At 70.2% G+C, this 25,034-nt stretch carries 21 protein-coding genes and 1 pseudogene; 11 read left to right on the top strand and 11 right to left on the bottom strand.

The features are described from left to right. The first annotated feature begins 211 nt into the window (after positions 1–211). On the top strand, positions 212–1,429 hold the full coding sequence (locus ABZV44_RS04050) for a cytochrome P450 (RefSeq protein ID WP_354831756.1): 1,218 nt from the start codon (positions 212–214) through the stop codon (positions 1,427–1,429). A gap of 12 nt (positions 1,430–1,441) precedes the next feature. Here ABZV44_RS04050 and ABZV44_RS04045 read toward each other — a convergent pair whose 3' ends face one another. Continuing rightward, complete coding sequence (locus tag ABZV44_RS04045) at positions 1,442–3,994, bottom strand: cytochrome P450 (protein ID WP_354831753.1); 2,553 nt, start codon at positions 3,992–3,994, stop codon at positions 1,442–1,444. 118 nt (positions 3,995–4,112) lie between these two features. Between ABZV44_RS04045 and ABZV44_RS04040 the strand changes: the two genes are divergently transcribed. Continuing rightward, positions 4,113–5,390: a glycosyltransferase gene (locus ABZV44_RS04040; RefSeq protein ID WP_354831750.1), complete on the top strand. Its 1,278-nt coding sequence runs from the start codon at positions 4,113–4,115 to the stop codon at positions 5,388–5,390. Then, a complete protein-coding gene (locus ABZV44_RS04035) occupies positions 5,387–6,166 on the top strand; it encodes an ABC transporter permease (protein ID WP_354831747.1) in 780 nt (259 codons plus the stop codon). The genes ABZV44_RS04040 and ABZV44_RS04035 overlap by 4 nt, the downstream gene beginning before the upstream one ends. A 4-nt stretch (positions 6,167–6,170) precedes the next feature. On the opposite strand, the gene ABZV44_RS04030 is transcribed toward ABZV44_RS04035, so the two are convergent. Genes ABZV44_RS04030 through ABZV44_RS03995 form a run of 8 tightly spaced genes read right to left on the bottom strand, consistent with a single transcriptional unit; the run spans position 6,171 to position 17,500 of the window. Then, positions 6,171–7,118 (bottom strand): hypothetical protein, encoded by a 948-nt coding sequence (locus tag ABZV44_RS04030; protein ID WP_354831744.1) that lies wholly within the window; start codon positions 7,116–7,118, stop codon positions 6,171–6,173. Next, positions 7,115–7,747, bottom strand: a complete 633-nt coding sequence (locus ABZV44_RS04025; RefSeq protein ID WP_354831742.1) for a nitroreductase family protein — start codon at positions 7,745–7,747, stop codon at positions 7,115–7,117. Before ABZV44_RS04025 ends, ABZV44_RS04030 begins: the two co-directional genes overlap by 4 nt. Further along, positions 7,747–8,754 (bottom strand): ScbA/BarX family gamma-butyrolactone biosynthesis protein, encoded by a 1,008-nt coding sequence (locus ABZV44_RS04020; protein WP_354831740.1) that lies wholly within the window; start codon positions 8,752–8,754, stop codon positions 7,747–7,749. Before ABZV44_RS04020 ends, ABZV44_RS04025 begins: the two co-directional genes overlap by 1 nt. Beyond that, the gene (locus ABZV44_RS04015; RefSeq protein ID WP_354831738.1) at positions 8,751–9,686 is read right to left on the bottom strand and encodes a nucleoside-diphosphate kinase; all 936 of its coding nucleotides are present in this window, start codon (positions 9,684–9,686) and stop codon (positions 8,751–8,753) included. Before ABZV44_RS04015 ends, ABZV44_RS04020 begins: the two co-directional genes overlap by 4 nt. Then, on the bottom strand, positions 9,683–10,792 hold the full coding sequence (locus ABZV44_RS04010; RefSeq protein WP_354831736.1) for an SDR family oxidoreductase: 1,110 nt from the start codon (positions 10,790–10,792) through the stop codon (positions 9,683–9,685). The genes ABZV44_RS04015 and ABZV44_RS04010 overlap by 4 nt, the downstream gene beginning before the upstream one ends. Then, on the bottom strand, positions 10,789–11,070 hold the full coding sequence (locus ABZV44_RS04005) for an acyl carrier protein (protein WP_354831734.1): 282 nt from the start codon (positions 11,068–11,070) through the stop codon (positions 10,789–10,791). The genes ABZV44_RS04010 and ABZV44_RS04005 overlap by 4 nt, the downstream gene beginning before the upstream one ends. Beyond that, positions 11,067–14,777 (bottom strand): AMP-binding protein, encoded by a 3,711-nt coding sequence (locus ABZV44_RS04000; RefSeq protein WP_354831732.1) that lies wholly within the window; start codon positions 14,775–14,777, stop codon positions 11,067–11,069. The genes ABZV44_RS04005 and ABZV44_RS04000 overlap by 4 nt, the downstream gene beginning before the upstream one ends. Beyond that, on the bottom strand, positions 14,774–17,500 hold the full coding sequence (locus ABZV44_RS03995; RefSeq protein ID WP_354831730.1) for a phosphoenolpyruvate synthase: 2,727 nt from the start codon (positions 17,498–17,500) through the stop codon (positions 14,774–14,776). Before ABZV44_RS03995 ends, ABZV44_RS04000 begins: the two co-directional genes overlap by 4 nt. Positions 17,501–18,214: 714 nt before the next feature. Between ABZV44_RS03995 and ABZV44_RS03990 the strand changes: the two genes are divergently transcribed. From ABZV44_RS03990 to ABZV44_RS03980, 3 genes and pseudogenes are all read left to right on the top strand, one after another. After that, entirely contained in the window at positions 18,215–18,493 is a 279-nt protein-coding gene (locus ABZV44_RS03990) for a hypothetical protein (RefSeq protein ID WP_354831727.1), read from the top strand. Then, positions 18,490–19,356, top strand: coding sequence for a metallophosphoesterase (locus tag ABZV44_RS03985; protein WP_354831724.1), 867 nt, complete (start codon positions 18,490–18,492; stop codon positions 19,354–19,356). The genes ABZV44_RS03990 and ABZV44_RS03985 overlap by 4 nt, the downstream gene beginning before the upstream one ends. After that, a pseudogene (locus ABZV44_RS03980) lies at positions 19,355–19,450 on the top strand (carbohydrate ABC transporter permease); the annotation flags it as partial. The gene ABZV44_RS03985 and the pseudogene ABZV44_RS03980, both read left to right, overlap by 2 nt. Here ABZV44_RS03980 and ABZV44_RS03975 read toward each other — a convergent pair. Together ABZV44_RS03975 and ABZV44_RS03970 are read right to left on the bottom strand one after the other, a co-directional pair. Continuing rightward, positions 19,451–20,263: an amidohydrolase family protein gene (locus ABZV44_RS03975; protein WP_354831721.1), complete on the bottom strand. Its 813-nt coding sequence runs from the start codon at positions 20,261–20,263 to the stop codon at positions 19,451–19,453. Then, positions 20,211–21,200, bottom strand: coding sequence for a LysR substrate-binding domain-containing protein (locus tag ABZV44_RS03970; RefSeq protein ID WP_354831718.1), 990 nt, complete (start codon positions 21,198–21,200; stop codon positions 20,211–20,213). Before ABZV44_RS03970 ends, ABZV44_RS03975 begins: the two co-directional genes overlap by 53 nt. 275 nt (positions 21,201–21,475) lie before the next feature. Between ABZV44_RS03970 and ABZV44_RS03965 the strand changes: the two genes are divergently transcribed. The 5 genes from ABZV44_RS03965 to ABZV44_RS03945 all read left to right on the top strand — a co-directional run bounded on the left by ABZV44_RS03965 (position 21,476) and on the right by ABZV44_RS03945 (position 24,867). Continuing rightward, positions 21,476–21,601 carry a hypothetical protein gene (locus tag ABZV44_RS03965; protein WP_354831715.1) on the top strand — a complete coding sequence of 42 codons (126 nt, stop codon included), beginning with the start codon at positions 21,476–21,478 and terminating at the stop codon, positions 21,599–21,601. A gap of 54 nt (positions 21,602–21,655) precedes the next feature. Then, positions 21,656–22,201 (top strand): HNH endonuclease, encoded by a 546-nt coding sequence (locus ABZV44_RS03960; protein WP_354831713.1) that lies wholly within the window; start codon positions 21,656–21,658, stop codon positions 22,199–22,201. A 77-nt stretch (positions 22,202–22,278) separates the two neighbouring features. After that, on the top strand, positions 22,279–22,545 hold the full coding sequence (locus ABZV44_RS03955) for a WhiB family transcriptional regulator (protein ID WP_354831710.1): 267 nt from the start codon (positions 22,279–22,281) through the stop codon (positions 22,543–22,545). A 146-nt stretch (positions 22,546–22,691) separates the two neighbouring features. Continuing rightward, positions 22,692–24,368 (top strand): substrate-binding domain-containing protein, encoded by a 1,677-nt coding sequence (locus tag ABZV44_RS03950; protein ID WP_354831707.1) that lies wholly within the window; start codon positions 22,692–22,694, stop codon positions 24,366–24,368. Between the two features lie 88 nt (positions 24,369–24,456). Continuing rightward, complete coding sequence (locus tag ABZV44_RS03945) at positions 24,457–24,867, top strand: hypothetical protein (protein WP_354831705.1); 411 nt, start codon at positions 24,457–24,459, stop codon at positions 24,865–24,867. Positions 24,868–25,034 lie beyond the last annotated feature (167 nt).

Here is a 25,034-nt window from a genome sequence, read left to right as displayed (position 1 = left end):
CGATGCGCTATCCCCGCCCTGAAGAACGGGTACCGCGCGCTACGTTCCCGGATCAGGTACGAGACCACGGCCGCGACACCCCGGATCCAGGTTCGCTTCTCCCCGTAAGGCTGAACCCGGCGTCAAGAAAACACGACTCGATGTACAGAGTCTTTTACATCGCGACGAATTGCCATTCGCCGCAAGCCATTCCATCGGTTAGGGTCGCGGTATGGCCGACACCGAAGCCCCGGACCGGATCGAATCCATCGGCCCGGAGTTCTTCGCCGATCCGCACGCCCACTACCGGCGCTGGCGCGAGCACGGGCCGGTGCGGCGAGTCCGGTTCCCCGACGGCGTGATCCGCTGGGTCATCCTCGATTACGCCGCAGGGCGGGCCGCACTCTCCGATCCGCGCCTGCAGAAGGCGGCCGCGGTCTCCGACGCACTGCTCAGCCGCAAACGTGGTGTGCCGCAGTCGGATCCGAATATGCTGGCGCTGCTATCCCACATGCTCAATACCGATCCGCCCGGCCATACCCGGCTGCGGAAGCTGGTGACCCGGGCTTTCACCCCGCGCCGGGTGGCCGCGCTGGGCCCGCGCATCGAGGAGATCACCGGCTCGCTGCTGGATGCCCTGGAGGGCCGCTCTGAGGTGGACCTGCTGCGCGAATTCGCCGAGCCGCTGCCGATCACGGTGATCTGCGAGCTGCTCGGTGTGCCGCTCGGCGATCGCGCGGACTTCCAGGAGTGGACCCGGGCGCTGGTCGCGGTCGCGGGCCTGGACGAAGACCGGGCCCGCGCCTCCGAGGCCATGGCGGTCTACCTGACCCAGCTGGTGCGGGCGAAGGCAGTGCAACCCGCCGCCGATCTGCTGTCCGCGCTGGCCGTCCCCGCCGACGACGGCGATGCCCTCACCGAGTCCGAGCAGGTCGGCATGGCCTTCCTGCTGCTGGTCGCCGGGCACGACACCACGGTCAATCTGATCGCCAACGGCACCCTCGCCCTGCTCCGCAATCCGGCGCAGCTGCGGGCCCTGCGCGCCGAACCCGAGGCGATTCCCGCTGCGGTGGAGGAATTCCTGCGCTTCGACGGCCCGGTGAACATGAGCACCCTCCGGCACACGGCCGAACCGGTCACCATCGCGGGCACGGACATCCCCGAGGGTGAATTCGTCTTCGTCGCCTTGGCCGCCGCCAACCGCGACGCCGACCGCTATCCCGCCCCCGACGCCCTGGATCCCGCCCGCGACACCACCGGCCATCTGGCCTTCGGCCACGGTATCCACTTCTGTGTCGGCGCCCCGCTGGCCCGCCTGGAAGCGCGGGTCGCCTTCGCCGCATTGCTGTCCCGGTTCCCGGACCTGCGCCTGTCACCGGCCGCGGAGGCGCTCGCCTGGCATCCGAGCACCCTCATGCACGGTCTGCACGAGCTGCCGGTGCTGCTGTAGTAGCCGCCGCGATCAGCGGGCCCGCAGGGTGACCGGCAGCGCCGACGGCGAGAGCACGAAATCCCGGTTGGAGGCCCGCACCCGGTGTCCTGGCACCGGGGTGATCCGCCAGCGGGACAGCAGTGCCGCGGAGGCCAGCGCGATTTCGAGCATGGCGAAGTGGTCGCCGAGGCAGCGGCGGCGGCCGACGCCGAAGGAGATCATCGCCTTCTTGGCGGTGTCGGCGGCGTTCTCGGCGGACCAGCGTTCCGGATCGAAGGATTCGGGGTGGGTGAACCAGCGCGGGTCGTGCTGAACCATGTAGGGGCTGAACATGATCGCGGCCCCCGCCGGTATGGTGACGTCTCCGATGGTCAGGTCGGCGCTGGCGTTGGCGGCGCTGATCCAGGGCCCCCAGAATCGAATGGTCTCGGAGACGACCTGTTTCAGGTACGGCATGGCGGCCAGGTGTTCGGGCCGCACGTCACCGGTGCCGACCACGGCGTCCAGTTCCGCGTACAGGCGTTCGGCGATGGCCGGTCGCAGGCTGACCTCGTGCCACAGCCACCCGGTCAGCGACGCCATGGACCCGACGCCGCCGGCGAGCATGAGGATGGCCTCGTCGATGATGTGATCGTCGGACAGCCGCGCTCCGGTCTCGCTGTCGGTGTGCCGGATGAGCGCCGACACCACGTCGTTGAAATCCTCATCGCGCCTGCGGTATTCGCTCACCACGGCCCCCACGGCGGCGCGCAGGTGCCGGGACTTGCTGCGCCACCGGTAGTTCGCGATGACCCGCAGCCTGCGCAGCTGCGGCGGCAGTGCGGTGCGCACGATGACCTGGCTGAGCAGCCACGGCACATTGTCGCGGATCTCGCGGCGCGCGCTGTCGCCGAAGTCGGCGGTGAACAGGGTCGCCGACACGGTGTCGAGCACCAGGCCGTGCGCCTCGTCCATGAGATTCACGCGTTGACCGACCGGCAGTGCGGCGGCCCAGGCATTGGCGATATCGGCTGCGGCTTCGGCATATTCGGCCAGCCTGCTCTGCCGCAGCGCGGGCGAGATCATGCGGCGGCGCAACCGGTGCTCGGACCCGCGCAGCACATTGACCGCCCCGCCCGCGATATCGTCGATGGCCTCGCGCAGATCCTCCCGCTCGAATTCGGCGTCGCTGAGATTGACCTCGCGCAGCAGGTCCGGGGTGGTGAGCACGTAGCCGGTCTGGCGGCCGAAACGCACGCGCACGATCGGCCCGAGCGCGGGCAGCGAGGTCACGAAGCCGGATGCGTCGGTGAGCGCCCGCAGACTGTGCCCGAGCACCGGCACGCTGCGCGGTGCCGTAGGGATGTCCGCCAGGCTCCGCGGCACGACGGGCGGTGGCGCGGCGGCCAACCCGGCACCGGCGTCCCGGTAGACCTCCAATACCCGTGCGATCTGGTGCGATTGGCGCACGGTGTCGATCTGACCCGCCAGCTGCGCGCGCAGGTCGGCGAGCACCGAGCGGTCCGCTGCCAGCTTGGCGAGGGTTTCGCTCAGCGCCTCGACCGACGGATCCGCCGACCGGATGCCCGCGGGCACCGATTCGGCGAGATCGGGATCGCAGTACACGACCGGGAGCCCGACGGCGGTGGCCTCGAGCAGCACCATGCCCTGGGTGTCGAATCCACTGGAGGGGAACAGCAGTGCGTCCGCCGCGGCCATGGCGTCGAGGCAGGCGGCCTGGCTGACCCTGCCGTGCAACCGGATTCGCTCTCCGAGCCGCCGTTCCACGACGCGGCCGACTGCCGCACCGCGCAGGTCGCCCTCGCCGTAGATGTCGAGCACGCAGTTGTCGGTGCGCCGCACCGCCTCGATGGCTTCCAGCAGCCGCTTCTCCCCCGACAGCCGCCCGCACCACACCAGCCGCAGCGGCCCGTGCGCGGGGCGTGCCATAGCGGTGCGCGCGTCGAGCAGTGCGTCGTCGACACCGTTGGACACCACGGTGATCGGGCGGGTGAGCCCGTGCGCGAGCAGCAGGTCGGCGAAGTGCCGGGTTGGCGCGATCACCTGGTCGGCGGCCTGGGCCTGCCCGCTGATCGTCCACCAGGCGTGCCGGGCCGCGGCCGATTCCCCGGCCCGGTGCGGCATGTGATGTTCGTGCGGCACCCAGCGGCCGTGCAACCCGCGCAGCGCCAGCGCGGTGGCGTAGGGCGCGGGCGAGGTGTGCTCGATGAAGGCGTCGTCGCGGCTCTGCGCGGTGTGCACGAGCGGAATCCGGTGCCGCCGTGCCGCTTTCATGCCCGCGATGGCGACGCCGTAGGTGCTCTGGGTGTGCACGAGGTCGACGGGCCCGCGGGCGGCGAATTCGGCGTCGATGAGCGCGGCATTGCGCCGGGTCGGTGCGACGACCGCGAATCCGTTCACGGCCGGAACCGGCAGCGGTTGCAGCGCAACGACATCCGGGTCCGGCGCGGCCGCCGGATCGGGCACGGTGAACACGGTGACCCGATGCCCGGCGCGTTCGAGTCCGCGGCGCAGCCCGGTGACGGCGGTCTGCACCCCGCCGAGCGAGGCCGGATGGTAGTCCACGAACATGGCGATGTGCATCAGCGCAACCCTACGCAGCGCCGCCCCTCAGTGAAATGCCCACATTTCCTACGTCTGGACGCCGGCCCGCAGAGCACCCCAGTGTCAAGGGATCCCGTCCCCTGCCGAGAGAGGCCGCATGCGCATCGCGATACCGCTGACCGGAACCCGGGGCGATGTGCACCCGATCGTGGGCCTGGGCGTCGAATTGCAGCGCCGCGGCCATGAAGTGCTGATCGGCGCGCCGCCGAATCTGGTCGAATTCGTCACCGCCGCAGGCCTGTCCGCGCAGGCCTGCGGACCGGACGTGCAGCGGCTCTACAGCTCCGACGCGGGCCAGCGGGCGCTGGCCGCGGGCAATACGCTGCGGCTGATGCAACTGGTCGGCAAGCAGATGGCCGAGTACGGCGAGCGGATGAATCGTGAGGTCATCGACGTGTGCGCGAAGGCCGACCTGATCGTGGCCAGCACCGTCACCGAGGACCGGGCGTCCTCGATCGCGGAGGCCATGGGCGTGCCGCTGGTCAGCCTGCACTACTACCCGGCGCGGATGAACGGCGCCTACCCGTTCCCCGGTCTGCTTCCCGCACACTGGAATCCGCCCGCCCCGGTCAATCGGGCCACCTGGCTGCTGGCCGAGAACCTGCGCCGCGTGGTGTTCCTGCGCTACCTCAACGAGCTGCGCGGCGTGCTGGGGCTGCCGAAGTCGTACACCAGCCCGGCCGCGGCGCTGGCGCGGGCGCGGGTGCCCGAGATCCAGATCTACGATCCTGCCCTGGTGCCGAACCTGCCGGAGCAGTGGGACCACCGCCGCCCCTTCACCGGCTTCCTGACCCTGGATCAGGCCACCCGCGCGGCGGTCGGCGAGCTGTCGGGCAGCCACGACGACATTCTGTCCTGGGTCGAGGCGGGCGAGCCGCCGGTGTTCTTCGGCTTCGGCAGCATGCCGATTCGCGACGCCGCGGCCGTGTTCGCCATGGTGGAGCAGGTGTGCACCCGGCTCGGGGTGCGCGCCCTGGTGCACGCGGGGTGGAGCGACCTGGATGTCGCGAACACCGTGACGGGCGACCGGATCAAGCTGGTCGGCAATTTCGCCTACGACCTGATCTTCCCGCGCTGCGCGGCCGCCGTGCACCACGGCGGCATCGGCACCCTGTTCGAAAGCCTGCGGGCCGGACTGCCCACGGTGGTGTGCTCGGTGTCGTTCGAGCAGCCCATGTGGGGCGGGCAGGTGGAGAAACTCGGTGTGGGCGCACATCTTCCGTTCACCGCCATGACCGCCGACCGGCTGGCGGGCGCGCTGGCGCCGCTGCTGAACGCGCGCACCCGGCGGCGGGTCGAGGGCTTCGCGGCGACCCTGCGGACCACCGGGGTGGCCGAGCGCACAGCCGATCTCATCGAGGCCGCCGCCCGGTGACCGCGCCCATGCTCACGGCGGTACGCCATTTCGTCCCCGACACCCTGGTCATGTTCCGGCGCTGCGCCCGCCGGACCCTGCGCAGCACCGACACGCTGGTCATCTCGCTGACCATGCCGATTCTGATGATGCTGCTGTTCACCTACGTGTTCGGCGGCGCGATCGAGGTCGGCGGCTCGTACCTGAACTATGTGGTGCCGGGAATCATGCTGCTGTGCACGGGTTTCGGCGCGTCGATCACCGCGACCAGCGTGTGCACCGATATGACGCGGGGTAGCATGGACCGCTTCCGGACGCTGCCCATGTTCCGGCAGGCACTGTCGGCGGGGCATCTGAGCGAGGGCCTCGTGCGCACCATGGCGGCCATCGCCATCGCGGTGGGTGTCGCGGTGGCACTGGGCTATCGGCCGGGTTCGGGGCCGCTGGGCTGGCTGGGCGCGGCCGCGCTGATCACCTTGTTCGTGGTCGCGATCACGGCCGTCGCGGTGGCGCTGGGCATGGCGGCGAGCAATCCGGAGGCGGCGGGCGGACTCACCTACGCCATCACGTTCATCCCGTATGTCAGCAGCGCGTTCGTGCCGACCCGCACCATGCCGGGCTGGCTGCGCGGGATCGCCGACCGGCAGCCCGCGACCCCGGTGGTCGACACCGTGCGCGCGCTGCTGGACGGCACCACCGCCGATCGGGCGCCGGCGGCGGTGCTCTGGTGCCTGGCCATCGCGGCGGTCGGATTCGCCTGCGCCGCCGTGTCCTTCCGGCGTTTGTCCTACCGCTGAGCGTTCAGCCGCGGGTGGCCACCGCCGCCTGCGCGATCAGCGTCAGGTACAGGGTCAGAATGAACAGGACCGCGGGCAGCACCGGGTACTCGTCGTCCCGCGACCGCACGAACCGCCATGCTCCGATGGCCGGGATCAGCATGAGTGCCACGGGAATCCAGCCGAGGACGGCGGCCGTGCCGTGCCACTCCCACGGTTTCGCGACGGCGATCTCACCCACCGCCGCCGCCAGTGCGCACAGAACCGACGCCCCGGCACTACCGGGCGCACCGAGCGCGTTCGAGTAGTACATCTCCCCCGGCCGCACGCTGCGCGAGGTCTTGCGGGCGAACTCGAACTGCAGGAAGGCTCCGGCGAACACGATCGCCACCACCGCGACCCGGCCGTGGGCCGCCGCCTCGCCGGTGTCGATGGCCGACAGCACGACGTACGCGGTCACCAGCAGCTGCACCGGGTAGGTGACCACGAGGTTGAGCATGATATCGGTGCGCACCGTCTCCGAAAGCTGTTCCAGCGCCCAGAGAATCAGGCCGTAGACGAGCACCGCCGCGATGGCCACCGCGGAGCGCACCGACAACGCGAGGCTGCCCGCGATCGACACCGCCGCGATCACCCCCATGGCACTGCGCAATTCGAGCGCACTCACCGCTCCGGTGACCAGTGGCCGGTCCGGATTGTGCACCCGGTCGTACTCGAGGTCCTTCTGCTCGTCGACCATGCGCAGGTACAGCAGCACGATCGCGACGATGCCGATGCGGGCGGCGGTCGCGCCGGTCGGATGCCAGGCGACGCCCGGCTGCGTCAGCAGTGCCGCCGTCCCTTCGAGGGCCAGCACCCAGAGGATGCCATACAGCAGGTAGTGCGGCTTGTACATCACCTTGGTGAACCGTGCGATCCGGCCCACCGAGGTGAGAAGTCCGGTGCGGGACGGGATTTCGGCGAGATCGGTCACGGCGCTGCCACCTCCCCCGGCGTCGGCCAGCCGTCCCAGCCGGTCAGTTCCACGGCGGGTGTGCGGCGCACGGGTTTGCCGCCGCCCGGCAGCAGGTGCGCGACCGGCAGCATGGCCACCTGGGTGACCTCCTCGAACGGAATGCCCAGCAGCTCGGCGACTTCGCGCTCGTAGGCCAGATGCGCCGTGGTCAGCGTCGATCCGAGTCCGCGTGCGCGCAAGGCCAGCTGGAGATTCCACACCGCCGGATAGATCGACCCGTAGAAGCCGGCCAGCCGCAGCGCCGTGGGTTCGGCGGGCGGGCGGCCCAGCGCGCACACCAGGATCAGCGCGGGCACCTCGCCCAGGTGGTCGGCCAGGTGCTGCCCCGAGGCCAGATCGGCCAGCTGATCCGGCCGGGGTGTGCGGCCGGAGAGGTTGGCGGCGAACCCCTTCCGGTAGTACTCACCGATCCGGGATTTGAGGCCGGGGTCGCGCACCACCACGAACCGCCACGGCTGCCGGTTCGAGCCGCTGGGCGCGTGCACCGCGATCTCCAGGCACTCCCGCAGGTCGCGGTCGTCGACGGGCCGCTGCAGGTCGAGGCGTTTGCGGACCGCGCGGGTGCCGGTCAGCAGATCGGTGTCCATCAGTCGCCGTCCTCCGCCGGTGCCAGGTCCCCCGCGAATTCGAGGTCGATCCGGGCCGCGACAGCGCCGGCCTGGCGGATCTCGCAGTGCACGACGGTGGCGTCCACCCCGGAGTCGGTGCGCTCGGCCACGCACACGGCGGGCAGGTCGAGTTCCACGAACTGGTCGAAAGCGCTTGTCACGCTGATCAATCGGCGGGGCTGCGGGCCCACGGTGGTGAGCGCGACCTGCCGGCAGGCCTCGATGAGCAGGTTGCCGGGCACGTGGTCGAGCTGATGGTCGAACAGGATCGGATGGGTGGTGTCGGCGACCAGCGCGGCGCGGGACCGTCCCGGGGTGGACTCCGGCGGCCCGATCACCACATTGCGGGGATTCTCCCGGCCGACCAGCGCGGCGGCGGCCCGCGTGCCCGGCGACGCGGGAATCTCGAAGGGCCCCAGGCCCAGCTGCTTCCGGTAGCCCGAGCGGATGGCGGCCCACTGCCGCGGATCCACCCAGGAGAAGGAGCCGTCCACGGTACCCATCGGAACTCCCCGGCAGCTGATGTCGAGGAACAGGTCCAGTCCCTCCAGCCGCTCCCCCCGATGGTGTTCGCGCAGCGCCCGCACCCGCAGTTCGAGATCGGCCGGCGCGGAACCGATCTCCCAGATCGCACCGTCGATGCCGGTGCCGTTGAAGGTGCGCACCAGGAAGGCCCGGTCGGTGGGCACGTCGAAGAACTCGTGGGTCACGGCGATGGAGACCTGCCGGGCGGCCTCCATGACCGCGATCAGGTCGTGGTGCAGGCCCAGCGCGCCGGCGTGATCGCCGTAATGGCCGTGCATGCGCGGCAATTGGGCCCCGGCCACGAAGGCGCCGGAGGTCTCGGCCTCCAGCGAGGTCACGAAGACCTCGGCGACCGCGTGCCGGTGCGCGAGCGCGCGCGGGATGGTGCGCAGGTGGGTGGCGCGCACGGCGGCGGCGCGGGTGAGCGGGTGGGCGGTTCCGGGTGGCTGTGTCGTCGTCATGGTCTGGCCTCCAGCCAATCGGTCGCGCTGACCGGGCGCAGGGTCTGCGACCCGGTCCCGGCGCGCATGGGTAGGACGTAGGAACCCAGCACGATGAGCGACCAGGGGTCGAGCTCGCGGCCACTGGACCACGCCGCCTCCAGCAGCGCGGCCTGGGCGGCCGGGGAGCCGGGTTCGGCCGCGGAGATCCGATGGTCGAGGGATTTCATTGCGGCGGAACCCAGTTCGGTGCACAGCCGGGCGATGGCGTCGGAGCGCTCGAAACTGCGGGCGGGGGCCCGATCGTAGAGGTCGCGGGCCAGCGCGGCGGCCGCGTCGGTCCGGTCGCGCCCCTCGAGCGCGTGGGCGAACACCTGGGCTCGGGTGGTCTCGTCGAAGTAGATGGCGAGTTCGCGCAGCACGTCGGCGGGATCGTCGGGGGAATGGACGAGATTGAGCAGGTAATTGTGGCGGCCGAGCAGGTAGCGCAGTTCACCGGGCTGCCGTTTGCGGGGGTCGGTCGCGCCCTTGGCGGCGGTGAGGCGCACCGGTGTCGGCAGGTCGGCGACCGGGCCGCGGACCACGAGCACCAGGACATCGGAGATCCCCACCAGCAGGTCGGCCAGCCGACGCCGTTCCGGGGAGGCGATGTTCCAGGCGAAGTACCACAGGGCGCGGGCCACGTGCCGGTCCACCACCACGCGGCGAGCGTCCACCACCTGGAAGTCGTTGTCCGCCAGCCATGTCAGGGTCGGTTCGACGGCCCGGGCCACGATGGCGTCCGGTTTCAGCAGCAACAGCGAGTGCTCGCGGGCGAAAGCGGCGGCGTCGATACCGAGCCGCTGTGCCTGCTCGACGGTCTCGAGCACATAGGTGTCGGTGAGATAGGCGTCGACCTTCTCCTTCGACGGAGTCGCGTCGGCGAGCAGGGTGCGCAGGTCGTCGTCGGTCACGACCGGACCCCCGTTCCCGGTGCCGATGCGCCGATTCCGGTGCGCGCCAAGGTTTCCGCGATGGACGGCAGCGGCGCGCCCAGGTAGCCGGACTCCAGGCAGTGGTCCAGCAGCGCCCGCAGGTAGTCCTTGCCGGTCTGCGGTGGGAGCCGGTCCAGCAGGCGGTCCGCGTTACTGGTGTCGAAGGACAGCCGGCGCTGGAAGTAGCTGGTGTAGAGCACCCCGATCCGCAGGTAGTACTCGCGCTCGATCGGGTCGAGATCCTCGGCGCGGAAGGAGGATTCCGGCACGAAGGTCGCGACATCGAAGGACGGGTACTCGGCCAGCACGTCGGAGACCTCGCGCAGTGACAGCGTGTCCCGGCCCACCGCGTGCAGGGTGGATCCGGCGACACTGCCGAAATCGGTGACCGCGGCGGCGATCACGTCGGCGACGTGGTCGACCGGGGCCAGGGCGAGCGTGGCGTCGTAGCGGCCCGGCAGGGTGCGCAGCTTGCCCTCGACCATGAGTTTCACCACGGTGTAGAGGTTCTTGTACTCGCGGATCACGCCGTCGCCCAGCGCGCCGGTGACGATGCCCGGACGCACCACCGCCCATCGCAGCCCGCGTTCCCCGGCCGCCCGGATCACCTGTTCGGCCCGCAATTTGCTCTGCTCGTAGCCGTTTCCGAAGGATTGGCCCGCGTCCAGCTCGTCCTCGCGGATGACGCCGTGCCGCAGCCCGCACACGTAGGCGGTGCTGACGTGCAGCAGCGGCACGTCCCAGGCGAGGGCCAGCGCGACGGCGTGCTCCGCGCCGCGCACATTGAGCTCGTCGTAGGTCTCGGCGGTGGCGTCGAAGGCGGTGGTGGCGGCGCAGTGCACGATGATGCCCACCCGGCCGGCGAGATCGGCGGCCGTCGCGGGGTCCAGCCCGAAGACCGGCCGCCGGATGTCGCCGGCGATCCGCAGGTCCGGCTCGTACCCGCTGCCGTCATTGCGCCGGATGTCCGAATTACTGTGCAGCACGGCGGCTACCGGGCGGCCGGCGGCGCTGAGCCGGGCGGCGACTTCCGACCCGACCAGTCCACTCGCGCCGGTGAGCAGGACGGTGGTCCGTTCGCTCATGCGCTCACCTCCAGGGTGCGGGTGACCAGATCGACGACCTGGCCGACCCGCAGCACCCCCATCAGCTGTTCGGGCCGGTAGCGCGGCAACGCGAAGCTCTGTTCGAGCACCACGGTCAATTCCATGAGCCGCAGCGAGTCGAAGCCGAGATCCTCGATCAGGCGCAGCTCGCCGGTCCGTTCCGGCGCGTCGGCGGCACCGTCGAGTTCGGCGGGCCGCGGGGCCATGGTGGCGATGATGTGCCGGACGCGTTCGGCGACAGTGGCTTCGGTGGTCATGACTGCTCGCTCTCTCGCAGGTGGGGCTGCTGGCCGCCGCTGGCCAGCAGGTCGCGGGCCTCGTCCAGGGGCAGGTCGGCGTCGAGATACCCGGCCAGCCGCAGCCAGTCGTAGCCGAGGGTCAGGGTGCGCTGCCACTGCTCGCGGGAATCGAAGGAGGCCGGGAAGTCCCGGCCCGCACCGGTATCCGCGGCCAGACGCCGCACCGTGGCGACGACGGCGTCGACACGGGCAAGATCGTTCAGCGCGTCGCCGCCGTTTCGCAGGGTGTGCGAGAACCGCACGCGCGCAGCCGATTCCAGTGTCGTGATCAGCACGCACCGCTCGGGGGCGTGCGCGGGCAGCAGCCCGGCGACCGTGCCGACCGGATCCACATCGGCGGGCAGCGGATGAATGCCGAACGCGCTCAACAGTACTCGCACACTCATGGCGATGAGCCGGTGCGCGGCGATATCGGCGACCTCGCCCTGCGCGTCCTTGACCGCGCCCACCAGATCCTCGCGGGCGTTCTCGAGCACCACGTTGGACCACACCAGATTCAGACCGGCCCCGATGAACCGCCGGGCGGGCAATGCCGACAGCGTCGCGATTCCCTCCCCGCGCGCCGCACCGGTGAGTCCCAGCGCGGGCGTCGCCACCACGGCCACCGGCGTATATGGCTCCACCGGTTTGCACATGGCCAGGGCCGGTTCGAGCACCGCGCCGCCCCGCCACTGCAGGCCGACGAACCCCAGCCGGACGAACTCCGCCAGCGCCGCCCCGATATCGCGCGGAGCGCGCGCCATGACATCCCGGATCGACTGCCGGAACACCACCGACCGCCACGCCTGCGCTCCCGCCTCGGACAGCACGAAAATCTCACTGTCGGAACGCAGCACGTGCAGACGTCCGGCCAGCGGCCAGGTGGTGACGGCGGGACGCCGCGTGAAGATCAGCTCGTGCGGGTCATCCACGACGCCGTCGACGCCGAGATCCGCGGCCAGCACCAGCCTCGCAGCCCACCGCGAGCCGGCCGGCTCGCGCGTCCCCGCGGCCGACTCCGATCCCGCCGTGGCGAGGATCGCCCCGTCCACCCGGCCGGCGGAAGCTGCTGCCGTGTCGAACTCGGGTCCGAACGCAGCAATGCCGGCATCGCCCGAGGAGTCTTCGACCTGTGTTGCGTACCTACTGGCGGAATTCGACGATCCGGACACTCCGGGCCTGAACCGACTGGATTCGCCGTCGCTGCCCATGGACTCCTGGTCGGCCGCGTCGATGAGCCGCCGGTAGCGGTCGATGAGCGTATCGGGAGCGGTGCGATCGAGTTGCTGTGGCAGCCATTTGGTTTCGAGGTAGGTTTCGCCGCGGCGGGCGAGCCAGGCCTTCATGGCTTGCCGGAGGCCGTCTTCGGCCCAGGCCTCGGCTTCGGTGTGGGCTCCGAAGGCGCGCAGGGCGAGGGCGTAGCCCAGGGCGTGGCGGGCGCGGGTGGCCCACCAGTCGGCGACGACCGTGGTGAAGGCGTCGTGGGTGAGGATTCCGCGCAGCTGGTCCAGATCCACCGTGCCGGGTCGGATGACCGTGGCACGCAGGAAGCGCTGGCAGCGGTTGAGGCCGTCCTCGTCCGGATCGGTGGCGGCCCGCTCGAGTTGCCGGCGCAGCTGGGCCACCGAGCGGGTGCGGACCTCGACGCGGCGGCCGTCGAGGAACAGGACCGTCGGCAGGGTCGGCAGCTCGTCCGCGCCAGGGGACACCACCAGGAAGTCGATGTCCGAGCCCGCATTGCCGAAACCCTCGGCCAGCGAGCCCTCGAACAGGACAGCGGCGTCCTCGGGAACGGCGACCGACCGCAGCGCGCCGTCCAGGAGCTGTCGCAGCCTGTCCATGGGCATTCCGGGTCGCGGCACGGCTTGCGCCGGGCGCCGTACAGCCTCGGATCCGCCATCCGCGGAGTCGCCGACCTGTGTAAACCCACTCGGCTGTGACTTGTCGACCGCAGCCCCTTCCGGCTCGAGGGAAGGGGGTTGCCCCGCAGCGGCATCCACCTCGTGCAGCACCGCGCCCTCGAGGGCGCCGTCCCGCAGCAGCTGCCACATGTGCCGGCGGCGGGGTTTGCCGCTGGAGGTGCGGCGGATGAGGCCGCGCGGCCCGGTGACGATGTGCACGGTCTGGGCGGGTCCGAGGTGGTCGCGAATGAGGGTGCGGGCCTGCGGAATCCAGTCGCCGGGCGCGGTCTCGGCGAAGAGGGCGACACCCTGGAGTCCGGCCTCGACGAGGCCGACGGCGGCGAGCTTGCCCTTGGTGAGCCCGGTTTCCTGGGCGACCCGGGATTCGATGTCCTCCATGAACACCGAGCGGCCGCGCACCTTGATGCTGGTGCCCATCCGGCCGAGGACGAAAACCTCGCCGCGGTAGAGGAATCCGGCGTCACCCGTGTACAGGCGGCCGTTCTCCAGGCGGGTCGACGAGGTCGCGCTCGCCTCTCCGGAGTAGCCCAGCGCCACCGAGTCTCCGGTCACCACCATCTCCCCCAGGACGCCGTCGGGCAGTTCCCGGCCCTCGTCGTCGACCACGGTCACGGTGGATTCGGGGGTGGAGAAGCCGAGCCCGGTGATCCAGCCCGCGCCCGCCACCCGGTGGGTGTCGTCGAGCATCGCCTCCTCGAGCACCGGAACTGGTTCGCCGAAGCGCAGATTCGGATTGTCCAGCCGCAGCGCCGTGATGGGCCGCCGGGTGGGCGAGGAGGTCACCATGAGCGTCGCCTCGGCCAGCCCGTAGGCGAGGGTGAACGCGCCCATCGAGAAGCCTTGCGGGCCGGTCAGATTCGCGAAGGCCTGCAGATCCGCCACCTCGACCGGTTCGGAGCCGATGGCCAGCGTCCGCCAGCCCGACAGATCCAGGCCGGCGATCTCCTCGGGCCGGACCCGGTGCGCCACATAGCCGAGCGCGAACGACGGCGACGGCGCGTGCTGGGCGTGGGTCATGGCGCGCAGCCAGCGCAGCGGGTCGCGCACGAACTGGTCGGGACGCATGAGGTACAGGTCGGCCTGGTTGGTGACGCCCTGCAGGAACGCGCCGACCAGCCCCATGTCGTGGTAGAGCGGCAGCCACGACACCATGGTTTCGCCCGGCTGCCAGTCGATGAGGCGGGTGATCATGGCGATGTTGTTGGCCAGGTTGTGCCAGCTCACCCGCACACCGCGGGGTGCGCCCGAGGAACCCGAGGTGAACTGCAGCAGTGCCACTTCCGACACGTCGGCGAGCTCGCGCGTCGCGGGGGCGGCGGGCAGCGTCGCGGCATGGACGACCACCGGTTCGTCGGTGCGACCGGCCGCGAGGCAGGCGCTGCGCACGAAGGTCTCGAACTCCGGGGAGGTGACCACCAGGCGGGGCGCGGCCTGCTCGACGATGCCCGCGATGTGCGCGACGATCTGCTCCAGGTCGCCGAACATGGGCGGCGCGACCGGGGTGAACACCCCGCCGCACGCCCACACCGCGTAGAACGCCGCCACACATGGGAATCCGGTCGGCATGATCACGCACGCGCCGTCACCGCTGCCGAGTCCGGCGGCCCGCAGCAGGTCCGCGATCGACCACACCTGGTCGGCCAGGTCCCGATAGCTGCGGTACTCCCATCCGTCGGCCTCGTCGGCCAGGTAGAGCCCGGTGCCTGCCGAGGGCTCGATCAGCCACCTGCGCACGGTCGCTTCGTCGTTCACGTGGTCGATCACTGGTCTCCTTCGGAAAGCACGGTGACGGTGCCGGCGGCCCCATCGACTCGAATACGCATGCCGCTGCGCAGTTGGCGGGTGATGCCGGGCAACTGGACCACGGTCGGCACGCCCAGCTCGCGTGCCACGATCGCCACGTGGGTGAGCGGGCTGCCGCGTTCGATGACCAGCGCCGACGCCGAGGGCAGGGCCGCCACCCAGCCCGGATCGGTGCGGTAGGCGATGAGGATGCCGCCGGCCACGTCGCGGGGTTCGTCCACGATCACCGCGGCGCCCTCGACAATGCCCGCCGCCGACGGGGTTCCGGTGAGCACCGTGCCGGGAGTGGCCGCGGCCGTCGCGGTGACCGGCACCCAGCCCTGTTCGGCCAGTTCGGCATTGCCCAGCCGCGGTCCGACGGTGCGGAAGCGGGCCGGGGCCACCAGCGTGGAATCCTTGGCGCGCAGCGACTTCCGCACCGCCACCACCTCGCGCAGCCGGTCGGTGTCCGCGCCCTCGTAGCAGCCACGCAGTTCCTCGACGGTCAGCTGGAACACGTCCTCGAACTCGTCGATCACGCCGCGGGCCACCAGATCCCGGCCCATCACCCGGATCATGCGCTTGACCATGCCGAACGCACGGGTGCGGCAGAAGCGCAGCCGCTCACGGTGGGCGGCGCAGCGGGAGACCTTGGCGCGCAGGCGTTCGTAGACGCGCCGCCGGAGGCCGTGGCCGAGATGCGCGTCCAGGTAGGCGTCGGCCTCGCCGGCGCGGTTCGCGGTCACGGTGTCGCCGACCCGGCCGACCGCACTGCGCAGCATGACGAACAGATTGGCCGGATTCTCGCGCAGATCCGGTGTTTCCAGCTTCAGCTCGTCGAGGCTGCGGTAGCCGTAGCGGTCCAGATAGTCGTCGAGGGCGGCGCGGAACTCGGTGCGCCCGGCGGCCCGCAGCGCGTCGTGAATCGCCTCCGGCGCAGTCGAATTGATGATGTCGTTCAGTTCCGGATCAGCGCGAACGACCCGGGCGAGCTCGGTCATCGCGCGGGCCGGCTCGGCGGATTCGACGTCCGCGCCCGGGCCGACCACGGCGTAGAGGAACCATTCCGGCGCCTTGGGCAGGAACAGCTTGGTCAGCACGAACATCAGGCCCGACAGGGTGAGCAGGATGGCGTCGAGCACCATGAGCGGGCCCCACCGCCGCACCAGGTCGCCCTCCACCGTGCGATAGGAGCGGTAGGCCTGCTCGCCGGTCAGCGCGGTGTAGTCCACGGCGTCGTACTCGTCGTAGACGCGGTAGAAGTCGGCCATGAACTGTTCGACCAGGTCGTCGATGCCGAACAGGCGCCGTGCGTAGATCACCGTGGTGCGCGCCCGCGAGCGCAGCCGGGCCGCTGTGCTGTCGAATTCGAAGGGCCGCAGCGTCTTCGCGATCTCCGTCGGCAGCGGTTCGGCCACGCCGAGGGCGGCCTCGAGCACCCGGCGGTTGAGCGGGTAGCCGGGCGCGATGCCGACCATGCGGTACCAGTGCAGCAGGTTGTAGTAGACGCGGCCGTGAAAGCTGCCCAGCAGCACGGGAGTCCACGCATCGGTCTGCCGCAGCTGCTCGGGCGGCACCCCCAGGGAGGCCGTGTAGCCGCGGTACACGCGGCCGTAGATATCGGCGGCGGTGGTGTAGGTCAGCGGTGAGGTGACGCCGCTGAAGCTCTCGATGATGTTGGAGTTGTCCCAGATTCGCGTCTCACCGGGACCCACCCGCTCGCCCGCGCCACGCAGCTCGACCTCGCGCGCGGACAGCGTCGACGCGGTCGCGGTGATCGGCCGGGTCTGCAGCAGCCACACGCCGGTGTCGTCGATGGCCCATTCGATGTCCTGCGGTGCGCCACAGGATATTTCGACCTCCCGGGCGATCTCGGCGAGCTCGGCGGTCTCGGCGTCGCTCAGCACCCGCGCGCCGCGTCGGCCGGCCTCGACCTCGACCGTCGCGCAGCCCTGCCCGTCGCCGGGATCGACACGAATATCCTTGTCCCCCAGTGTGATATCGATCAATGCACCGGTGTTCCGGTCCAGGATCATCGAGTCGGCGTCGACCGCGCCCGACACCAGACCCTCCCCCAGCCCGTAGACGGCGCTGATCACCAGCTCGTCGTCCGCACCGGTCATCGGATTCCGTGTGAACACCACGCCACTGGATCGCGCCGAGATCAATCGCTGTAACACCACCGCGGGCGCGTAGGCGCGAGACAGGCCGTGCGCGAACGCATATCGCACCGCACGCTCGGAGAACGCCGACACCCAGCAGTCCCGCACCCGCGCGATCACCGCTTCGAGACCGTGCACGTTCAGATGGCTGTCGAACTGCCCGGCGAACGAAGCCTCCGCCCCGTCCTCGGCCGACATGGAGGACCGCACCGCGATAGGCTCCGGGCCGAGCCGCTCCCAGGCCTCGCCGATCACCGCCACCGCCGCGTCGGACACCTCCGCGACCGCCAGCGCTGCGCGCAGCTCAGCGGCCCGCACCACCGCGGCCTCGACCTCCCCGAGTGCCGCGAACCCCTCCAATTCCCCTGTCAGGCCGGCCGCACTCGCGAACCCCTCGAACGCCTCCGTGCCGAGTGCCACCCACTCGGGCACCCGCACCCCCACCTCCCCCAGCGCATACAACCCCCGCGCCTTCCCACCCCCATACGCGGCGACATCCACCGAATCCGACCAAGGGCCGAGCAACCGCACAACCTCTCCCATCCCCCTGAGGCCAGTCACATCACAGCGAATGCCGGAGCAAGATCAGGGGTTCTACTTTGAGTAGTCCACGTTTCAAACGCGCACCAGCCCAAGGTTCTTGGGTCTGCCTCACTCCGGTTCCTCGAGCCACCATCACGGCCGAAGCCACGCCGTGCAATTCGCACAGCGAGTGTGACACGGCCGGATAGCGTGAAAACCTCCGATGGTCCACGGCGGGCACCGATTCAACTCGGCAATACTACGTATTCTGTTGCACAGCAACATGTTCCGGCGCGGGCGCGCCGAAGCACGGTCACCGGCCGCAAGACGGGTGGCTTTTCGGAGAGCGGATCGGGGTGGGCGGCCATGCGCTGCTCCCGATTGGGAACGGGCTCGGGGGCAACGCGAGATCGCCCGCGGATCGCCGGACGTCGAGCCCACCGTGTCGGAGCGCTCCCACGGTCGCGCGGTCACGCGCGCTGCTCGATTCGACCGATAGACAGTGCCGATCGCCGCGCCATGCCGGGCGCCACGCACCGAGACTGGGCGCAGCACACCGCACGAACTCGGCGAAAGCCCTTGCAGTCCCGGAGAAAGGAGAGCGGTGGCCCCGCTTCGGCGACAAACCGGCCGTCTCACCAATTCCGGTGCGGGCCTGCACATTCTGTCCAGCGACCCGGCCAAGCAGCGCGTGTCTGGGAGCTGATCAGATATCTCACCAGTGAGGAGTCCTACGTGAAGATCTCCCAGAACATCGGATACCTGCCACTGCGCTCCGAGATGATGACCGACCCCGCGGTTCTCGGCTCCTGGGCCGCGCAGAACCCGCTGCTGGCCCCGAATGTCGCGCAGCCGGCCACCAGAGAACCCGGGGTCTCACCCGGCAACGACTATCTGCAGATCCGCGACGGCATGATGGACGCTGTCGAGTCGGTCGTGTTCCAGGGCAAGGATCCGCAGGCCACCCTGTCCGCAGCCCGCGCCGAGGGCGCCACACTCCTGCCGGCGTCATGAACCCGGCGAACATCCTGACCCTGGTCCAGCTCACCGACACCCACCTGCGCCCCAACGGTGAGCGCGTCCTGGGCGCGGTCGACACCCATGCGGTCCTGCTGCACGTCCTCGACAAGCTCCGCACCGGCGGGCGGCGCATCGACGCGCTCATCCTGTCCGGCGATCTGGCCGACACCGGCGCACCCGAGGCATATCGGCGACTGCGCGCGGCCGTGGAACCGGTCGCGGCCGAGCTCGGCGCGCAGGTGCTCTACGTGATGGGAAATCATGACGAGCGAGCGGCATTCGGGGTCGAACTGTTGGGGCACGAGCCCGGTTCGGCGGCGGCCACCGCACCCTACGACCAGGTCCTCGAGGTGGCCGGGCTGCGCGTCATCGGCCTGGACTCCACCACACCCGGACAGCACCACGGCCATCTCGAAGACAACCAGCTGGACTGGCTGGCCGCCCAGCTCCGCGAGCCCGCGCCCCTGGGCAGCCTGCTGGTGCTGCATCACCCGCCGCTGCCCTCGGCCGTCCCCGCCGCCGAATTCCTCAAGCTGCGCAATGCCGATCGGCTGGCCGAGGTGCTCACCGGCACCGACGTCCGCATGATCCTCTGCGGGCACAACCACATGACCGCGGCCTCCGCGCTGGCGGGCATCCCGGTCTGGGTCGGACCCGCGCTGGCCTATCGCATCGACGCCCTGTCACCGGCGGGCCGTCAATACGGCATCGCCGGTTCGGGTTCCACCCGGATCGACGTCCTGGACACGGCCATCATCGCCAGCGCGGTCGAGACGACACCCACGACCCGGCTCTACGACAAGTCAGACATCGAGGTGCAGGGGCGCCTCCAGACGCTCGCACCCGGAAAGGGCTAGTGGTGCCGGGTTGGTCTGCCTGCCGGTACTGCTGCTCTACCTGGTGTTGCAGCGGCACATCGTGAACGGCTTCGTCCGTTCGGGACTCAAATGATCACAGACCGAACACCCGCCGGGCGTTCCCGTCCAGGTACAGCTCCCGCGTCTCGTCGTCCAGGCCCAGCTGCTCCAGCCCGTCGAGCGCGTGCTGCGGCATGATCATCGGATAGTTGGTGCCGAACAACACCTTCCGCCGGCCACTCGTGGTCTTCAGATACGCGACCAACGCCGGCGGCAGCCGCTTCGTGGTGTACGCCGAGGTATCGATCACCACGTTCTCGTGCTTGCGCGCCACCGCGATCATCTCCTCGGTCCACGGATAACCGACATGACCGCACACGATCGTCAGCTCCGGGAAATCCAGGGCGATCCGGTCGATGTAGGGAATCGGCCGCCCCGGGTCCGAGGGCCGCAACGGCCCGGTGTGCCCGACCTGCGTGCAGAACGGAATCCCCAGATCCACGCACGCCGCGTACAGCGGATAGAACCGCGCGTCGGTCGGCGGCACCTCCCACAACCACGGCAGCACCCGCACCCCCTTGAACCCCTCTTCCCGCACCCGATGCCGCAGCTCCCGCACCGACTCCATCGGCCGCCGCAGATCCACCGAGGCCACCCCGATCAGCCGGTCGGGCGCCTCCGCAACCCATTGGGCCACTTCGTCATTCGAGATGAGCACCCCCTCCGGCGCGCACCACGCCGACAGCAGCGCCCGATCCACGCCGCCGGCGTCCATGGCGGCCAGCGTGGCCTTCAGCGGAATCTCCTCCGACGGGATGACATCCCCGGTCCACCGCCGCAGCGAGTCGAAGATGTCACGCGCGAGAAAGCGACCCGTCGGATGCTGTGCCCAGGCGTCGATCGTCATCACTGACCACCCCACTGCTCTCCGGGTCCGCAGCGCTCGCCGGCTCCGGACCGTCCATACATTCCAGGAACGCGGCCACCGCCGGATTGGTCTCCGCACTGCGCCAGACCGCGTACAGATCCAGTGTGGGCACCGGATCCACGATTTTCACCGCAACCGACATACTTCCCGGTCCACCCATCCCCATGGAGATGGCACGCGGCAGCGAGGCGAACCCCACCAGCGGCCGCACCGACACCATGTGCGCGGTCGCCCCGGGATCATCGGCGTACTGCGTGACATTCAGCGAGATCCGCGACTGCGCGGCCGCCCGGAAGATGTTGTCGTACATGGCCGGGCACTGCTCCCGCGCGAACAGCACACACTCCTGGTCCTGCAATTCCGCGAACGGCACCCCCGCCCGGTCCGCCCACCGATGCCGCCTGCCCACCACCGCCACCAGCGGCACTCGATGCAGCAGCCGCCGGTACCGGAACTCCGGCGTGCTCGGATGGCCGTACACCATGGCCACATCCAGCGCGCCCTCCGCGAGCGCGGTGAGCTGCGGGCCGGTCCGCTTCTCCCACAGCGACACCTCGATATCGGGATACCGCTCGGTCATCCGGACCAGCGTGTCCGGCAGCACATGCCGGCTCGCCGGCAGGTTGTAGCCGACATTCACCGTCCCCACCCGGCCGTCCGCCAGGGCCCGCGCCGCCCGCGCCGCCCGATCCAGCTGCGCCACGATCTGCCGGGCCTGTATCTCGAACTCCCGCCCGGCCGGCGTGAGGCGCACCTCATGGGAGTTCCGCGCCACCAGCGTCACGCCGATCGACTTCTCCAGCTTCTGCAACTGCGCGCTCAGGCTGGGCTGCGTCAGATGCAGCCGCTGGGCCGCGCGCCCGAAGTGCAGCTCCTCGGCGAGGGTGATGAACGAGACCAGATGTCGGATCTCCATGGGCCGGCTCCTCTGTAATACCCGCCACGCTCGTCGCGATACCAGCCACGCTAGCCCCGGCGGGTAACCGGCGATGAATTGCGGTTCTCCCCGGAACAAATGGCCGATGGCCTTCGTTGTACCTCCACGGCTCCAGGTCCGCGCTCCACGCGGGCACCCGGAGTCAGGGGGCGAAAAAATCACCCGACAACGGCAGGTCCGTTGTGCCACCATGTTTTTCACCGATGATCAGCCGACCGTCACGGTCGTGACCAGCAGGAGAGGAGGAGACGGCAATGAATCCGAGGTTCAGCGAACAGTATCCGAGTTCGCCCGAACAGCGCGCCCTACTCGTGCGCCATACCGAGCGCAGCCTGCGCGGCGACGACCGGAACATCGGCCGTCTCCAGGCCCACGCGTAAGCGGGCAACTCCCAACCTTCTGTTCGATCCCTTTCACGAAACATGGTGACCCCCATGCTGTTCCGTCACGCCGACGACCCGGAGACAACCACCGACAACTGGATACACGCCGGTGTGCTGCTGCTCAACGCCTCCTACGAGGCGCTGACCACGATCCGCGCCGAGCGCGCGGTGGTGCTGCTGCTCGGCGGCGCCGCCGAGACCGTCACCGATCGGCGGCCGCACTTCCCGATCCGCTCGAAGCACCTGGAGCTGGCGCTGCCGGAGACCATCCGGCTGCACCGCTACATCTACCTCGAACACCGGATCCTCGTGCACGACGACGACAGCCGCGCCACCCTGGCCGCGGTCCTGCGTCGCGACCGCTACCGCTGCGGGTACTGCAACGACTGGGCTCGCACCGTCGACCACATCCGCCCGCGCTCGAAGGGTGGGCCCAATACCTGGGCCAACCTCATCGCCGCGTGCGGTCCCTGCAATACGTACAAGGCGGACCGGACTCCCGAGGAGGCCGGCATGCGCCTGCTGTGGGAGCCCAAGGCCCCCGATGACAGAGAACGAGCCCAGCGTCAGGTCTGGAAGGAACTGGCGGCGTCCTGAATCCCAGGACCGGGACCGACCTCGATGAACGAAGAACACCCGCACCGCGTGATCGGACATGAGAGGAGCGAGATCCGATGACGAACACTGCACTTCGGGAGCCGACCCTGGCGGATCTGCTCCCCATCTCCGACTCGAAGGACTACTGGCAGCGCGCGGCCTGCAAGGGTGACCCGAACCACGAGGCGTGGTTCCCGTACCCCTCGCAGGACTTCGACTACGCCCGCACCATCTGCGCGGCCTGCCCGATCCGCCGCGAATGCGGCGACTTCGCGGCCCGCACCGGCCAGTCCGGCGTCTGGGGCGGTCACGAGTACGACCGCGGCAAGCTGATTCGCGACTGACACCTCGGCGGTGACTCCCCTGGGAGTCACCGCCGTTGTCACTCGGAGTCGTTGTCGTCGCTGCCCCGCCGGGTCCAGGCCGGTCGGACTTCGCGTAACCGCCTGGCACAGGTGGCTACCGACCCGTCAACATAGGATGGTCGCTCGTGGGAACTCATCGCGCCGCGGGCAGGTCACGAGGTATCAGCAAGGGACCGGTTATCGCAGTGGTCGCGGTGGCAGTGCTAGCGCTGGCCGTCGTCGGCTGGGCCTGGCTGTCGGATCGGTCCAAGGAGCGCGACAGCCGCGCCGCCGCCTCCTGCGTGGAGGGCACCGCCACCCTGAACGTGACCGTGGATCCCGACATCCTCACCCCGGTCAAGGCCGCGGCCGACCGCTTCAACGCCACCAAACCGCACGTACGCGATCACTGCGCCGAGGTGGCCGTGGCCGCACAGCCCTCGGCCGCCATGGTCGCGGCATTCACCTCCGGCAAGGCGTGGGATCCGGCGCTGGGCCCGCAGCCCGCGCTCTGGATTCCGGAATCCTCCCGCTCGGTCGAGCAGATGCGCGTGCCGGGCCTGATCGCGGGCACCCCGGCCCCCATCGCGGTCAGCCCCATCTCCCTGGCCGTTCCCGACGACCTGCGCCGCGCCCTCGAGACCGCCAAGGTGCACTGGTCGGACCTGCCCCGGCTGCAAGAGGGTTCGCTCGCCGATCTCGGGCTGCCCACCTGGGGCAAGCTGCGTCTGGCCATGCCCGCCGGGGACGGCTCGCTGGCCATCGCGGCCGCGGTCGGCTCGGGCGTCTCCGGCACCGATCCCCTCGACGAGAAGGCCGTCGCCACCGGTCAGGTGGTCTCGGCCATCTCCGGCCTGGCCGCGGGCGCACCCGCCGCCAAGGACGTGAGCGGCGCGCTCACCGACCTGTCGGGGGCCGCCGACGCGGCCACCGCTCCCGTGCACGCGGTGGCCGCCACCGAGCAGCAGATCCGGGCCCGCAACGGGCTGGCCGCTTTCCGCCCCGATGGCGCTGGCCCGGTCGCCGACTACCCGGCCGCCCAGCTCACCGGCTCCTGGGTGGACCAGACCCAGAATCTGATCGCGGGCCTGTTCGCCGATTTCCTGCGCGCCCCCGACCAGTCGAAGCTGTTCACCGACAACGGTTTCGGCGCCGCACCCCCGGCCACCACCCCGGTCCCGGCGAAGGCGGTCCTGGACAAAGTGGGCCAGATCCTCGCCCATCCGGTGCTCGGTGTGCAGGCCACCGTGCTGCTCGACGTCTCCTCCTCCATGTCCGCCACCGAGGGCTTCGGCACCCGTCTCGCCAATGCGGCCGCGGCACTGGAGTCCACGATGGGCGTCATGCCGCCGGGCTTCGGCCTGGGCGTATGGGAGTACTCGAAGAACCTCGACGGGAACAACCCCTACAAGGTCCTGACCCCGACCGCGCCGCTGTCGGACGATCAGCGCACCGCCATCAGCCAGGCCCTGACCACGGTCACCGCGAGCACCTCCAAGCCGGACCGCACCTATCCCACGCTGCAGGCCGCCTACAAGAACGTGCTCGCCAACTACGCCGCGGCCCGCACCAATTCGATCCTGCTGATCACCGACGGCCCCGAGGACGATTCCACGGTCACCGGCGATCAGTTGCTCGCCGGCATCGCCGCCGCGATGGATCCGGCGCATCCGGTGCGGATCGACGTCATCGTGGTCGGCGGCCCCGGCACCCAGACCCTGCAGACCCTCACCCAGCGCACCGGCGGCACCTATACCAAGGTGAACACCACCGCGGACCTGGCGTTCGGCACCGCGGTCTCGCAGGCGCTGACCACACCCTGACCGGCCCGGATTCCAGGGCGGCCAGGGCACGGAAACACGGCGGCAGCGGTTTCCGCATTCGCCAGCAAACCCGTGGCATATTCGGCCAATGGCACAAAGCACTGGTCCCGAACCCACACTGAAACAGGGCTTCGCCGCCGGAACGGCGATCGCGGCGGGCATCCTGCTGCTCGTCGTCGGCGCGCTGTCGATCTTGCAGGGCATTTCCGCGGTGGCATCGGACGATCTGCTGGTCGTCGGCTACGACTACGTCTACAAGATGAACACCACCGGATGGGGCTGGATCCACATCGTCCTCGGCATCATCGAGATCGTCGTGGCGATCGGCCTGCTCCGGGGCACCACCTGGGGCCGGGTCGCCGCCCTGGTCCTGGCGGCCCTGTCCATCGTGGAGAACTTCCTCTGGATTCCCTACTACCCGGCCTGGTCGCTGCTCATCATCGCGCTCGACGTCGTGGTGATCTGGGCCATCTCCACCTACAAGCCCGTCACCGTCTGAGCCCCGGCGCGGTGACCGTGCCCGCGGCACCGCCGCGCCGATAGTGCCTGCGGCACAACGGTGAAGCGGCCCCACGGGTCGGGGACCGTAGGGGGGCGTCTCATTTGGACGGTGAGTGGCCGCTGACGGGGCGGAGGGGGGCGAAGGCGGGGGCGAGGGCACCCGGA

This window comes from Nocardia sp. NPDC004860 (assembly GCF_040609015.1).
Classification (GTDB): Bacteria; Actinomycetota; Actinomycetes; order Mycobacteriales; family Mycobacteriaceae; genus Nocardia.
Note: the sequence above shows the minus strand (reverse complement) of the source record. Positions and strands in the feature narration are given on the sequence as shown.

Bases quoted from the DNA above. Each gene is read 5' to 3' on its own strand.
- ABZV44_RS03965 (WP_354831715.1), top strand. From the start codon at position 21,476: ATGAATCCGAGGTTCAGCGAACAGTATCCGAGTTCGCCCGAACAGCGC.
- ABZV44_RS04005 (WP_354831734.1), bottom strand. From the start codon at position 11,070: ATGACCACCGAAGCCACTGTCGCCGAACGCGTCCGGCACATCATCGCC.
- ABZV44_RS04025 (WP_354831742.1), bottom strand. From the start codon at position 7,747: ATGGACACCGATCTGCTGACCGGCACCCGCGCGGTCCGCAAACGCCTC.
- ABZV44_RS04045 (WP_354831753.1), bottom strand. From the start codon at position 3,994: ATGCACATCGCCATGTTCGTGGACTACCATCCGGCCTCGCTCGGCGGG.
- ABZV44_RS03970 (WP_354831718.1), bottom strand. From the start codon at position 21,200: ATGGAGATCCGACATCTGGTCTCGTTCATCACCCTCGCCGAGGAGCTG.
- ABZV44_RS03960 (WP_354831713.1), top strand. From the start codon at position 21,656: ATGCTGTTCCGTCACGCCGACGACCCGGAGACAACCACCGACAACTGG.
- ABZV44_RS03955 (WP_354831710.1), top strand. From the start codon at position 22,279: ATGACGAACACTGCACTTCGGGAGCCGACCCTGGCGGATCTGCTCCCC.
- ABZV44_RS04040 (WP_354831750.1), top strand. From the start codon at position 4,113: ATGCGCATCGCGATACCGCTGACCGGAACCCGGGGCGATGTGCACCCG.
- ABZV44_RS03995 (WP_354831730.1), bottom strand. From the start codon at position 17,500: ATGGGAGAGGTTGTGCGGTTGCTCGGCCCTTGGTCGGATTCGGTGGAT.
- ABZV44_RS03975 (WP_354831721.1), bottom strand. From the start codon at position 20,263: ATGACGATCGACGCCTGGGCACAGCATCCGACGGGTCGCTTTCTCGCG.
- ABZV44_RS04050 (WP_354831756.1), top strand. From the start codon at position 212: ATGGCCGACACCGAAGCCCCGGACCGGATCGAATCCATCGGCCCGGAG.
- ABZV44_RS04010 (WP_354831736.1), bottom strand. From the start codon at position 10,792: ATGAGCGAACGGACCACCGTCCTGCTCACCGGCGCGAGTGGACTGGTC.
- ABZV44_RS03985 (WP_354831724.1), top strand. From the start codon at position 18,490: ATGAACCCGGCGAACATCCTGACCCTGGTCCAGCTCACCGACACCCAC.
- ABZV44_RS03945 (WP_354831705.1), top strand. From the start codon at position 24,457: ATGGCACAAAGCACTGGTCCCGAACCCACACTGAAACAGGGCTTCGCC.
- ABZV44_RS04020 (WP_354831740.1), bottom strand. From the start codon at position 8,754: ATGACGACGACACAGCCACCCGGAACCGCCCACCCGCTCACCCGCGCC.